Source organism: Streptomyces sp. AgN23 (assembly GCF_001598115.1).
Taxonomy (GTDB): Bacteria; Actinomycetota; Actinomycetes; order Streptomycetales; family Streptomycetaceae; genus Streptomyces; species Streptomyces antimycoticus.
Window position 1 is genome coordinate 7,138,514 of sequence record NZ_CP007153.1, and the last position, 12,829, is coordinate 7,151,342.

Here is a 12,829-nt window from a genome sequence, read left to right on the forward strand (position 1 = left end):
GAGAGGCCAGCCGTGCTCAAACACGTCCTTGACATCATCGAACTCCTCGACCGTCCGCAGACCAGCGGCGCCCTCCTCGCCGACCACCTGCGCGCGGTCCAGGCCGCGGCCGGAGCCGACCCGCAGACGGCGCCCCAGGTCGAGGTGCGCACCGTCGAGGGCGACAAGGGCAGCACGGACTTCGTCTCCGTCACCGTCCCCGGCCGCCGCGGGAAGCTGGGCGGCGGCGACGCCCCGACCCTGGGCATCCTCGGCCGGCTCGGCGGAGTCGGGGCCCGTCCGGAGCGGATCGGGCTGGTCTCGGACGCCGACGGGGCGGTGGCGGCGCTGTCCGCCGCGGCCAAGCTGCTGGACATGCACGCCCGCGGCGACGTCCTGGACGGCGATGTCACGCTCTCCACCCACGTCTCCGGCTGGGCCCCCACCCAGCCGCACGACCCCGTGCCCTTCATGGACTCCCCGGTGGACACCCTGGTGTGCAACCGCGAGGAGATCTCGCCCGCGATGGACGCGGTCGTCTCCATCGACACCACCAAGGGCAACCGGCTGCTCAACCACCGTGGCGTCGCCCTGTCGCCGACGGTCTGCCAGGGCTGGATCCTGCGAGTCAGCGAGGATCTGGTGGCCGTCCTGGAGAGCGTGACCGGCGAGTCGGCGCGCATCCTGCCGATCACCACGCAGGACATCACCCCGTACGGCAACGGAGTGCACCACCTCAACTCCATCCTCCAGCCCGCCGTCGCCACCACCGCCCCCGTCGTCGGCCTCGCGATCACGGCGGGCTCGGCGGTGGCCGGATGCGCCACCGGCGCCAGCCATGAGACCGACATCGCGGTCGCGGCCCGGTTCGCGGTCGAGACCGCGAAGGAGTTCGGACGCGGCGTCGCCCGCTTCCTGGACCCCGAGGAGTTCGCGCGCCTGGTCGAGCTGTACGGACCCATGACCCACCTCCAGGCCCTCACCCCGGCGGGGTGACCGGCCCGTCCCCAGCGGTCGGGTGACCGACCCGTCCCCGCAGGAGTCCCCATGAACCCGAACCCCCAGGCCGGCGCCGACGCCGCGGCCGCGGCCGCGGACGCCCCGCCGCGATCGCACCCCAGAGCCTTCGAGCCGGTCACCCTCATCCTCACCATCGTGCTGTCGGTCCTCGGCGCCCTGATCGGCATCGTGCTGATCACCTCGCTCGGGGTGTCGCCCAACACGGCCGTGATCGGCGCCCTGGTGGCGATGCTCATCGGCCGTATCCCGGTCGGCGTGCTGACCCGGATGCGCTCCAGGCACCGGCAGAACCTGGTGCAGTCGGCGATCTCCGGCTCCACCTTCGCCGCGGCCAACTCCCTGCTCACCCCGATCGCGGTGCCGTTCGCCCTGGGGCGTAACGACCTGGTGTGGCCCATGCTCGGCGGGGCCGTCATCGGCCTCGCCGTCGACAGCTGGGTGCTGTACCGGGTGTTCGACTCCAAGCTGCTGCCCGCCACCGGGTCGTGGCCGGCGGGGATCGCGGCGGCCGAGACGATCAAGGCCGGGGACACCGGCGGACGCAAGGCCGCGATCCTGGGCGCGGGTGCGGTGATCGGCTTCGTCGGCGCGCTGTTCAAGCTGCCGACCAGTGCCGCGGGTGTGGGGTTCCTGGGCAATATCTGGGCGCTCGCCATGTTCGGGGTCGGGCTGACCGTGGGGCAGTACGCCCCCGAGTTCGGGTTCGACCTGGGCGCTCACCATGTGCCGCACGGGCTGATGATCGGCGCGGGGCTCGTTGCCCTGGCGCAGGCGCTGCTGCTGATGCGGACGCGGAAGGGCGGGGCGAAGGGGGCCGTCGCGAGTCCGGCCGCCGACGGCTCTGCCGTCGACAGTCCGGACGCCGACGGCGGCCTTACGGTCCAGGCCCCCCAGCTGCGCAGGGGACTGCTGGAGGGCATGGGCCTCTTCGTCTGCGGCGCGATCGTGGTCGCGATCGCGGGCGGTGTGGTGGGCGGGCTCTCCCTGCCCGCGCTGGTCGGCTGGGTGCTGCTGGCCGGTGTCGCCGCCATCGTCCACCAGCTGATCGTGGGGCTGGCGGCGATGCACTCCGGCTGGTTCCCGGCCTTCGCCGTCACCCTGATCTTCCTGATCATCGGTCTGGTGCTGCACATCCCGACCGTGCCGCTCGCCCTGCTGGTCGGCTACACGGCCTCCACCGGCCCCGCCTTCGCCGACCTCGGCTACGACTTCAAGGCGGGCTGGCTGCTGCGCCGGGACGCCGCGCCCTGGCGGCCGTTCGAGATCGAGGGGCGGCGCCAGCAGTACCTCGCCCAGCTCGTCGGCTTCGGCGTCGCGCTGGTCGTCGTCGCCGTCGCCTGGAAGACCTTCTTCTCCGACGGCAAGGTGCCGCCGGTCGCCGAGGTCTACGTCACCACCATCAAGACCGGCCTCGAGCCCGGCACCATGACCACCATGCTGCTGTGGGCGGTCCCCGGCGCGCTCGTCCAGCTCCTCGGCGGACCCTCCCGGCAGATGGGCGTCCTGCTGGCCACCGGACTTCTGGTGGCCACGCCCCAGGCCGGCTGGATGGTCCTCGGCGCCCTGGTCGTCCGTCAGCTCTACACCCTGTGGCGGCGGCGCGGGATCGCCGACGCGGAGGCGCGCAAGGAGTCCGACGAGCAGGCCGAGAACGACCTGTCGCTGGTCGGCGCCGGACTCGTCGCCGGAAGCTCCCTCAACGACGTGGGCCAGCTCACCAAGGCCCTGTGACGACGTGGGCCAGTTCACCAAGGCCCTGTGAGGAAGGTTCTGAGGAAGGTGCGTGAGGAAGGCCCAGTGAGAAAGGACGTGCACGCTGTGGACGACATGGACACCACGGAGACCAGGGAGACCGTGGGCCCCGAACACCTGGCGGGCGCCCCGGCCCTCGGCCTCGTCACCATCGGCCAGGCCCCGCGCGCCGACCTCCGCCCGGACGCCGAACCGCTGCTGCCCGGGGTGCGCCTGGTCGAGCACGGCGCGCTCGACGCCGAACGGTTCGACGGCGACGCCGAGGCGGCGACCCGCCGGCTGCTGGCCCCCGAGGACGGCGAGGCACCGCTGATCTCCCGGCTGCGCGACGGCCGTTCGGTACTGCTCGGGCACGGGGCGATCGTCCCGCGCATCACGGACGCGGTCGCCCGCGCGGAGCGGGACGGCGCCGCCGCGACCCTGCTGCTGTGCACCGGCCGCTTTCCCGCGGTGCGGGCCCGGCGGCCGCTGCTGTTCGCCGAACCGCTGGTGCAGCAGGCCGTCGCCGCGACCGTGGGCACCGACCCCGTGGGCATCGTCTGCCCGCACCCCGACCAGGCCGAGGATGTCTCCCGCCGCTGGGCGGAACTGCTGCCGGGCCGGGTCCAGACCGCGACCGCCGATCCGTACGGCCCCGCCGAGCGCGTCCTGGACGACATCGCCACCGCCGCGCGCACCCTCGCCGACCGCGGCAGCTCCTGGCTCGTCCTGGACTGCATCGGCTACACGGAACAGATGCGCACCGCCGCCGTGCGGGCCGCGGGCCGCCCCGTGCTGCTGGCCCGCGCCATCGCCGTCCGCATGGCGGCAGAGGTGGTGGCGGCCTCAGCGTGACGATGGCGCGGCGCCGTCGCGCGCCGGGCCGCACGGCGCCGCTCCGTAACGCTTCCGCACACCCACCCGCGCCCTCGCCCGCCCCGCGGCGCCCTACCCGCCGGAGGTCCACCGTGTCCATACCTTCGCCCGTGTCCGTACCCGTGCCCGCGCCGGTATCCGCCGCCTCCGCCCGGTCCATCGGGGTGATCCGCGTCCTCACCAGCGAGGACCCTGCCGCCGTCGCCACCCACGGCACGGCCATCGAGGAGCGCTACGGCCTGCCGACCGTCTCGCGGTGCATCCCCGGCCAGCCCCACGGCATCCATGACGACGACTCCGGGGCTCGCGCCGAACCCAAGATCGTGGACCTCGCCCGGGAGTTGGCCGATGCCGGGGCGCGGACGCTGATCATCAGCTGCGCCGCCGATCCGGCGCTCCGGAAAACCCGCCAGGCCGTCGGCATCCCCGTCATCGGCGCGGGCTCGGCGGCCGCCGCCGTAGCCCTGGGCCTCGGCCGCCGGGTCGGGGTGCTGGGCATCCGGGACGAGGCGCCGCCCGCCGTGCGCGCGGTGCTCGGCGACCACTTCGCCGCCTCCGCCCGCCCCGACGGCGTCCACCGCACCACCGACCTGCTCGCCCCGGAGGGGCCCGCGGTGGTGCTGGAGGCCGCGGCTGGGCTCGTCGCGTCGGGCGCGGACACCCTGCTCCTCGCCTGCACCGGCCTCAACACCATCGGAATCCGCCCGCTGCTGGAGGAGCGGCTGGGCGTCCCGGTCGTGGACCCGGTGCTCGCCGCCGGCCTGCTCGCCTCGTACGCGTACGGCGGCTGAACCTGAAGACAGGTTTGACCGGTGTCAGTCGCCGTCGAGGATGAAATCGGCTACAGCGGCAGCGACGGCTTCGGGCTGCTCATCGGGGATGAAGTGTCCAGCGTCGGGCACGACGACTCCGGTGGTGTCGGCGGCCCATGGGCTGATGGAGGCCGCCATGTCCGGGATGGAGCCGTGACTGCTGGAGATTCCGAGGATGGGCACGGTCAGGTGCTGCCGCTCGAGCGCCGCGTGGTTCTTGCGCGCCGACTCGGCGGCGTCCCGATAGTAGGCGAGGGAAGCGCGGAGGCCACCGTCGACGGCGACGGCCGCTGCGTAGTGGTCGAGCTCGGCGTCCTCGAATGTGTCGGGAGAGAGGGCCTTCACTTTCAGGAACCAGCCGACGTAGTCCCGTTCGCGGCCGGCAAGCAGCGTCTCGGGCAGATCGGGCACAAGGTGGAACGCGAAATGCCAGGTTTTCCACGCCCGATCCGGGTCGGTGGGAATCGCGTCGGGGAGGGAGATGCCGGGAATTCCGGCGTCGAGCAAAGCGACCCCGCGCAGTTGGCTTTCGAATGTGAGTGCGAGGGAGAAGGCGACCCAGGCGCCGATGTCGTGGGCGACCAGCCAGTAAGTCGACACTCCGAGAGCCTTCACGGCGGCGTGGACGTGCGCGGCGACCGTGTGCGTGTCGTAGCCGCGCTCCGGACGCTCGGAGTGGCCCTGGCCCGGCAGGTCGATCGCGATGACGTGGAACCGGCCGGCGAGGCTGGGCATGACCTTTCGCCATGCCCACCAGGTTTGCGGGAATCCGGCGAGCAGGACAACGGTCGGGCCGGTCGGCCGGCCGCCTTCGACGGCATGAAGGCGGACGCCGTCGGCGTCAACCCAGCGGTGAGTGAATCCCGCCAGGTCGTGCAGGGGCAGATCGGGGACAGGGTTACTTTCGCGGACGTGCCGAGCGCTGGTCGCGGGGTCAGTCACGGGGATCCTCCGTCGGTGTTGGGTGTCCTGGTTCGGTGCTTCGCCCGAGGGTTGGGTCCACGAGCGCGGTGCGGCTGCCGGGCGCTGCCGGCGTGCTGCTGGACGTCCGGGGCCCGACGGCCTGATCGGTGAGGCCCGGTAGCGGGACAGGGGCGACGAGCCCGGGCTGGACGAACAATGTCGCGCTGTGGGGTGCGCCGGGCCATGGCCATGTTTGGACGCTAACACATCTTGAACTGGATGGTTCAAGATAGGGTGGTGCGACGCGACACGGAACATCGACAGACCGGCAAGGAAGTGCCACGTGGCAGGCAAGAAGCAATTCGACATGGACACGGCACTTGACGCCGCGATGATCCAGTTCTGGCGCGCGGGTTACGCCGATACCTCAGTGGACGATCTGTCCCGGGCAACCGGCCTGAACCGCAGCTCCATCTACTCCTCGCTCGGCGACAAGGACACGCTCTTCCTGCGTTGCTTGGATCGCTATGCCGCGCGCTATGGCGACAAGTACGACGCCGCCCTGTCGTGTGCGGCCTCGGAGCCTCTTGCAGCCGTTCGTGCGTTCTTCGATGTCACCCTCGCGCGCATCGCCGATCCCGAACTGCCGGACGGATGCCTGGTCGCCCAGTCGGCCATGGCGATTCCGGTGCTGAGTCAGAGCGTCGCGGCTCGCGCGAAGGAGGCACTGGGCTTCCAGCGCTTGCGCCTACGCGCCGCACTGAAGGCAGGCCGATTGACCGACCAGGACGCCGATGCCTTCGCTGAACACGTGGCCGCCGTGAACCAGTCTCTCGCCGTCATGAGCAGAGCTGGGGCGAGCCCGGCGCAGCTCCTGGCCATCGTGGGGGTAACCGTCGACGCGCTCTCACAGGCGTCGCGCAGGCGCCAGTAGCGCTGCGGACCGGTTTCCGTCGTGGACTCGACGAGCCTCTGTCCTGGCCGCGATCCGGCGTGCGTACCGCAGCGCTTCCAGGCCGGCCTGTCCGTTCAGGGCCGGGGCGTGCTCCCAGGCCGGGCTGTGCCACCGGCGAGGCTTCTGCGGATCCTGAGAGGAGATCTTCCTGATGCCGGTCGCCGATGCACAGCGCTGTCCATCGACGCGCGGAACCCGCGACCCGGCTCGTCACACCAGGCTGTCCCGCCACGCCTGATGCAGCGCCGCGAACCGGCCCTCGCCCGCGATCAGACGGTCCGGTGAGCCGTCCTCGACGATCCGGCCGTCGGCCATGACCAGCACCCGGTCGGCCGTCTCGACGGTCGACAGGCGATGGGCGATGACGACCGCCGTACGGCCGCGCAGCACCGTGTCCATGGCGCGCTGCACCGCCTGCTCGCCCGGGATGTCGAGGGAGGAGGTGGCCTCGTCGAGGATGAGGACCGACGGGTCGGCGAGCAGCGCGCGGGCGAACGCGACCAGTTGGCGCTGGCCGGCCGAGATCCGGCCGCCGCGCTTGCGCACATCCGTGTCGTAGCCGTCGGGCAGGGCGGCGACGAAGTCGTGTGCGCCGATCGCCTTGGCCGCCTGCTCGATCTCGGCGCGGCTGGCGTCGGGGCGGCCGATGGCGATGTTCTCGGCGATGGTGCCGGAGAACAGGAACGCCTCCTGCGTCACCATGACCACACCGCGCCGCAGTTCGGGCATGGCCAGATCGCGCAGATCCACCCCGTCGAGCAGCACCCGGCCTTCGCTGGGGTCGTAGAAACGGGCCAGCAGCTTGGCGAGGGTGGACTTGCCCGCGCCGGTCGCCCCGACCACCGCGAGGGTCTGCCCGGCGGGCAGCGTGAGGTCGAAGCGGGGCAGCACCTCGCCGCCGGTGCGATAGGCGAAGCGCACCCCGTCGAAGACCACCTCCCGGCCGGGAGCCTTCGTCGGGCGCGGCGGCAGCGGCTTGGGGTCGGCGGGCTCGGGGACGGAGGGGCGCTGGGCCAGCAGGCCCGCGATCTTCTCCAGCGAGGCGGCCGCCGACTGGTAGGAGTTGAGGAACATCCCCAGCCGGTCGATCGGGTCGTACAGCCTGCGCAGATACAGCGCGGCCGCGGCCAGCACCCCGAGCGCGAGCGAACCGGAGGCCACTCGGTAGGCGCCCCAGAGCACGAGGACGGCCACCGCCGCGTTGGCGACCAGCCGGGAGCTGACCACATAGCGGGCCATTTCCAGGATCGCGTCCCCGTTGGCGCGCTCATGGCGGTGGTTCAGCTCGCGGAAACGCGTGTCGTTGGCGTGCTCGCGGCGGAACGCCTGCACGGGGCGGATGCCGTTCATGGTCTCGGTGAACGTCACGATCACCGCCGCGATCGCCGTCGACCGCTTGCGGTACACCCGCATGGAGCGCCGCTGGAAGGAGCGGATCAGCAGATACAGCGGCCAGAAGGAGAGCACGGCCGCCCCGCCCAGCCCCCAGTCGAGATAGAGCAGCGTGACGGAGATGTAGACGACCGACAGCGCGACTCCGAGCAGCTCCTCCAGCCCCTCGCTGAGCAGCTCGCGCAGCGACTCGACGTCGGTCGTGGCGCGGGAGATCAGCCGGCCGGAGGTGTAGCGCTCGTGGAAGTCCACGCTCAGCGCCTGGGCGTGGCGGAAGATCCGGCCGCGCAGATCCAGCAGCACGTCCTGGCCGATCCGGGCGGAGGCGCGGATGAACGCGTACTGCAGCGCTCCGGAGGCGAGCGCGCAGCCCAGATAGACCGTGCCGACGGCGATCAGCGGGCCGTGGGCGCCGTCGCGGAGAGCGGGCACGGCATGGTCGATGGCGTACGCGACGAGCAGCGGACCCGCCTGGACGGCGGCCTGCTGGAGCAGCAGCAGGACGGCCGCCAGCCAGACCCGCCGCCGACGCGGCGAGAGCAGCGAACGCAGCAGAGCCGGCGACGCGCCCTTGGGCACCGGCAGGACATCGCGGTCGAACGGGTCGGACGACGGCGCCCGGCCCTCGTCCCCGTCCTCGCCCCAGCCCTCGTCGTCCGTGCTCTCCCGCTCCTCCTCGACCGTCGTCATGGTCCGCTCTCCCCCTCCTCGCGTTCCTGACCCGACATCAGCGCCCGGTACTCCGCGCTCTCCCGCAGCAGCCGCTGATGGGTGCCGACGGCGGTGATCCGGCCCTCCGACAGCAGCGCGACCCGGTCGGCGAGCAGCACGGTGGACGGCCGGTGCGCGACGACCAGCGCGGTCGTGGCCGCCAGCACCTGCCGCAGCGCCGCCTCCACCAGTGCCTCGGTGTGCACATCGAGGGCGGACAGCGGATCGTCGAGCACCAGGAACCGCGGGCTGCCCACGACGGCCCGCGCCAGCGCGAGCCGCTGCCGCTGACCGCCGGACAGACTGAGCCCCTGCTCGCCGACCTCGGTGTCGGTGCCCTGCGGCAGCGCGTGCACGAAATCGGCCTGCGCCACCTTCAGGGCACGCAGCAGCTCCTCCCGGCCCGCGTCGCCGGCGCCCATGAGGACGTTCTCACCGGCGGTGGCGGAGAACAGCGTGGGCTCCTCGAACGCGACGGCCACCAGGGAGCGCAGCTCCTCCCGGGGGAGGGCGGTGATGTCCCGGCCGTCGAGGGTGATCCGCCCGCGCGTGATCTCCTGGAGCCGGGGGACGAGAGCGGTAAGGGTGGTCTTTCCGGATCCGGTCGCCCCGACCAGCGCCATGGTCTCGCCGGGCCGGATGTGGAGATCGACCCCGCGCAGCACGGGCGGCTCCTCCGGCGGCGCGTCCGCGTAGGCGAACTCCACGCCCTCGAACCGGAGCCCGCCCTCGCGGTCCTGGCCGCCCTCGCCGCCTTCGCCGCCTTCGCCGTCCTCTCCGTCCTGGCCGCCTTCGCCGTCCTCGCCGCGCCGCGGCGACCCTGCGAGCCGCCGGTCGGCCGCGGTGGCCGGTTCCGCGTCCATGACGTCGAAATAGCGGTCGGTGGCCGTCGCCGCGTCCTGGCTCATCGCGAGGAGGAAGCCCAGGGACTCCACGGGCCAGCGCAGCGTCAGGGCGGTGGAGAGGAAGGCGACCAGCGTGCCCGCCGACAGATCCCCGTCGGCCACCCGCATCGTGCCGAGCACCAGCGCCGCGCCGATCGCCAGCTCCGGCAGGGTCATGATCAGCGCCCAGAGCGTGGCCAGCAGCCGCGCCTTGTGGAGCTCGGTGGAGCGGACCCGCTCCGACAGGACGCGGAAGGCGCGGGCCTGGCTGCGGTGGCGGCCGAAACCCTTGACGATACGGACGCCGAGCACGCCCTCCTCGACGACCGTCGTCAGATCGCCGGTCTGGTCCTGCACGGTGCGGGCCACCGTCGCGTACCGCGTCTCGAACAGCGAGCAGAGGATCACCAGCGGCACCGCCGGAATCACCAGGACCAGGCCCAGCGTCCACTCCTGCGACAGCAGGATGGCGAATCCGGCCAGGATGGTGACCCCGTTGACCACCAGGAAGGTGAGCGGGAAGGCCAGGAACATCCGCAGCAGCATCAGATCGGTCGTGGCCCGTGACAGCAGCTGGCCGGAGGCCCAGCGGTCGTGGAAGGAGACCGGCAGCCGCTGCAGGTGGCGGTAGAGATCGGCGCGCATCGCGGCCTCGACGGACGCCAGGGGCCGCCCCACCAGCCAGCGCCGCAGCCCGAAGAGCCCGGCCTCGGCCGTGCCCAGGGCCAGCAGCAGCGCACCGCCCAGCCAGACCCCGCCCGGGTCCCGGTGGGCCACCGGCCCGTCCACCATCCACTTGAGGACGAGCGGGATGACCAGGCCCAGACAGGAGGCGACGACCGCCACCCCGGCCGCGCCGAACAGCCGCACCCGCACCGGGCGCACATAGGGCCACAGCCGCAGGAGCGAACGCGTGGCGGAGCGGTGCCGCGGGGCGGCACCGCCTTCCTGGGCGCTGGGTTCACTCGTCACAGCCATCAGTGGGGAGACTACGGTCCGCCACCGACAGCGTTCACTCGGTTTTTTGGCGTAGGTCCGTGGCGTCGAGGGCGCGCAGCAGCAGGACCGAGCGCGCTGGAAGCTCGATGGGGGCGCCCGCCGCCAGGCGTGTGCCCGGGGGCGCCTCCTGGTCCTCACGGGAGGTGTCCAGGAGGAGCTCGTACCCCCGGGCCCAGGGCGGTCCGGGCAGGGTGAAGGAGAGCGGCCGCGGGCCCGCGTGCAGCAGGGCCAGGAAGCTGTCGTCCGTGACCGGGGCGCCGTGCGGATCGCGCTGGGGCAGATCGCGGCCCGACAGATAGGCCCCGAGGGCGGTCGTCGGCGCGTACCAGTCGGATGCGGTCATCTCGGTGCCGTGCGGGGTGAACCACGCCAGATCGCGCAGCCCCTCCGGAGGCCGGGCCAGGCCGGAGAAGAAGGCCGGGCGGCGCAGCACCGGATGGGCCCGGCGCAGCCGTATCAGCCGGGCGGTGAGCTCGGTAAGGGCGCGCCAGCCGGGGTCGTCGAGCAGCGACCAGTCGAGCCAGCCGGTCTCGTTGTCCTGGCAGTACGCGTTGTTGTTGCCGCCCTGGGTGCGGCCCAGCTCATCGCCCGCGACCAGCATCGGCACCCCGGTGGACAGCAGCAGGGTGGCCAGCAGATTGCGCAGCTGGCGGCGGCGCAGCGCGCGTATCTCCGGGTCGTCGGTCTCGCCCTCGGCGCCGCAGTTCCAGGCGCGGTTGTCGGGGGTGCCGTCGCGATTGCCCTCCCCGTTGGCCTCGTTGTGCTTGCGCTCGTAGGAGACCAGATCGCGCAGGGTGAAACCGTCGTGCGCGGTGATGAAGTTGACCGAGGCGTACGGGCGGCGGCCGCTCCACGCGTACAGATCGCTGGAGCCCGAGAGCCGGTAGCCCAGATCGCGGGCGTCGGGCAGTGCCCCGCGCCAGAAGTCCCGCACCGCGTCGCGGTATCGGTCGTTCCACTCCGCCCACAGCGGCGGGAAGGCGCCCACCTGATAGCCGCCGGAGCCCACGTCCCACGGCTCCGCGATCAGCTTCACCCGGCGCAGTACGGGATCCTGCGCGATCACGGCCAGGAAGGGCGAGAGCATGTCCACGCCGTGCGCGGCGCGGGCGAGCGCGCTGGCCAGGTCGAAGCGGAAGCCGTCCACCCCCATCTCGGTGACCCAGTAGCGCAGCGAGTCGGTGATCAGCCGCAGCACCTGCGGTTGCAGGACGTGCAGGGTGTTGCCGCAGCCGGTGAAGTCGGCGTAGCGGCGGGGGTCCTGCTGCAGCCGGTAGTAGCCGCGGTTGTCGACACCGCGCAGCGAGAGGGTGGGGCCCAGCTCATTGGCCTCGGCGGTGTGGTTGTAGACGACGTCGAGGATCACCTCGATCCCGGCGGCGTGCAGGGCGCGCACCATCCGCCGGAACTCCCCGACCTGCTGGCCCCGGGTGCCGTCGGCCGCGTATCCGGCGTGTGGCGCGAAGTAGCCGATCGAGTTGTAGCCCCAGTAGTTGCGTAAGCCCCGCCGCAGCAGATGGTCCTCATGGGCGAACTGATGCACCGGCAGCAGCTCGACCGCCGTGACCCCCAGCCGGGTCAGGTGCTCGGTGGCCGCCGGATGCGCCAGTCCCGCGTAGGTGCCGCGCAGTTCGGGCGGCACCCCGGGGTGGCGCATGGTGAAGCCGCGCACATGGAGTTCGTAGATCACCGACTCGGCCCAGGGCGTCTTGGGCCGCCGGTCCTGCGTCCACTCGTCGGGCGCGCCGTCCGCCGTGTCGTCGCCGACGACCACGCCCTTGGGGACGTACGGGGCGGAGTCGCGGTCGTCCCGGACGGTGTCCGCCACATGCTGCTGCGGCCAGTCCCGCATATGTCCGTAGACCTCCGCGGGCAGCGCGAAGTCCCCGTCCACGGCGCGGGCGTACGGATCCAGCAGCAGCTTCGCCGGATTCCAGCGGGCGCCGGTCCAGGGGTCCCAGCGGCCGTGCACGCGGTAGCCGTACCGCCGGCCGGGCAGCACACCGGGCACGAAGCCGTGCCAGACCTCGTGGGTGAGCTCGGTGAGCGGACAGCGCAGCTCGTGGCCGTCGTCGTCGAACAGACACAGGTCGACCGCCTCCGCACCGCCCGCCCACAGCGCGAAGTTGGTCCCCCACACCCCGTCCGGCCCCCGGCAGGGGCGGGCGCCGAGCGGCTCCGGGCTGCCCGGCCGGACGGCGGGGCCCGCCGCCGGGGCGGTGCTCCGGTCGGGCCGCGGGGCGAGCGCCGTGGGGCGGTGGCCGACGAGACGGCCCACCGTCGTCGCCGAGGGGCGTCCGGGGACGCCGTCGCGTGTCTCCTGCCCGGCTGCGCTGGACACATCGGCCTCCGCGGCTCGTGGCCAACCGCCCCCGCCCCGAGGGAGGGAAGGCGGGCAGCACCTCATGGCGGACCGGCGGGCCCCGCGGTGTCCCGTACCGCACGGACCCTGGCCCACGCTCTCCCACCTGTTCTGCCCGCAATCGCGCCGACTCGCACGTTTCCCCGCACTCCACCGCTGCCCGGCATGGGCCGATCGTCCCGTGACCGGCTCCCGCCTGCGACTG

9 protein-coding genes are annotated in these 12,829 nt (G+C 72.7%); 5 read left to right on the forward strand and 4 right to left on the reverse strand.

Going from position 1 to position 12,829, the window contains the following annotated elements; genetic code table 11:
• The first annotated feature begins 12 nt into the window (after positions 1-12).
• From AS97_RS31145 to AS97_RS31160, 4 genes are all read left to right on the forward strand, one after another.
• Complete coding sequence (locus tag AS97_RS31145; protein ID WP_125760103.1) at positions 13-975, forward strand: DUF1177 domain-containing protein; 963 nt, start codon at positions 13-15, stop codon at positions 973-975.
• A 51-nt stretch (positions 976-1,026) separates the two neighbouring features.
• Positions 1,027-2,730: an OPT family oligopeptide transporter gene (locus AS97_RS31150; protein WP_210566054.1), complete on the forward strand. Its 1,704-nt coding sequence runs from the start codon at positions 1,027-1,029 to the stop codon at positions 2,728-2,730.
• 78 nt (positions 2,731-2,808) lie between these two features.
• On the forward strand, positions 2,809-3,585 hold the full coding sequence (locus AS97_RS31155) for an AroM family protein (protein ID WP_330789091.1): 777 nt from the start codon (positions 2,809-2,811) through the stop codon (positions 3,583-3,585).
• A 131-nt stretch (positions 3,586-3,716) separates the two neighbouring features.
• Positions 3,717-4,397 carry an aspartate/glutamate racemase family protein gene (locus AS97_RS31160; protein WP_210566055.1) on the forward strand — a complete coding sequence of 227 codons (681 nt, stop codon included), beginning with the start codon at positions 3,717-3,719 and terminating at the stop codon, positions 4,395-4,397.
• Between the two features lie 24 nt (positions 4,398-4,421).
• On the opposite strand, the gene AS97_RS31165 is transcribed toward AS97_RS31160, so the two are convergent.
• The gene (locus AS97_RS31165; RefSeq protein WP_086708089.1) at positions 4,422-5,360 is read right to left on the reverse strand and encodes an alpha/beta hydrolase; all 939 of its coding nucleotides are present in this window, start codon (positions 5,358-5,360) and stop codon (positions 4,422-4,424) included.
• Positions 5,361-5,664: 304 nt separating this feature from the next.
• On the opposite strand from AS97_RS31165, the gene AS97_RS31170 reads away from it, so the two are divergent.
• The gene (locus AS97_RS31170) at positions 5,665-6,255 is read left to right on the forward strand and encodes a TetR/AcrR family transcriptional regulator (RefSeq protein ID WP_125760099.1); all 591 of its coding nucleotides are present in this window, start codon (positions 5,665-5,667) and stop codon (positions 6,253-6,255) included.
• A gap of 231 nt (positions 6,256-6,486) precedes the next feature.
• On the opposite strand, the gene AS97_RS31175 is transcribed toward AS97_RS31170, so the two are convergent.
• From AS97_RS31175 to glgX, 3 genes are read right to left on the reverse strand one after another with little or no spacing between them, the layout of a single operon-like run.
• The gene (locus AS97_RS31175) at positions 6,487-8,358 is read right to left on the reverse strand and encodes an ABC transporter ATP-binding protein (RefSeq protein ID WP_125760098.1); all 1,872 of its coding nucleotides are present in this window, start codon (positions 8,356-8,358) and stop codon (positions 6,487-6,489) included.
• A complete protein-coding gene (locus tag AS97_RS31180) occupies positions 8,355-10,241 on the reverse strand; it encodes an ABC transporter ATP-binding protein (protein ID WP_210566056.1) in 1,887 nt (628 codons plus the stop codon). Before AS97_RS31180 ends, AS97_RS31175 begins: the two co-directional genes overlap by 4 nt.
• Before the next feature lie 34 nt (positions 10,242-10,275).
• Positions 10,276-12,603, reverse strand: coding sequence for a glycogen debranching protein GlgX (gene glgX, locus AS97_RS31185; RefSeq protein WP_210566057.1), 2,328 nt, complete (start codon positions 12,601-12,603; stop codon positions 10,276-10,278).
• Positions 12,604-12,829 lie beyond the last annotated feature (226 nt).

Excerpts from the sequence above, each read along its gene's own strand:
- AS97_RS31150 (WP_210566054.1), top strand. The coding sequence starts at position 1,027 with ATGAACCCGAACCCCCAGGCCGGCGCCGACGCCGCGGCCGCGGCCGCG.
- AS97_RS31180 (WP_210566056.1), bottom strand. The coding sequence starts at position 10,241 with ATGGCTGTGACGAGTGAACCCAGCGCCCAGGAAGGCGGTGCCGCCCCG.
- AS97_RS31175 (WP_125760098.1), bottom strand. The coding sequence starts at position 8,358 with ATGACGACGGTCGAGGAGGAGCGGGAGAGCACGGACGACGAGGGCTGG.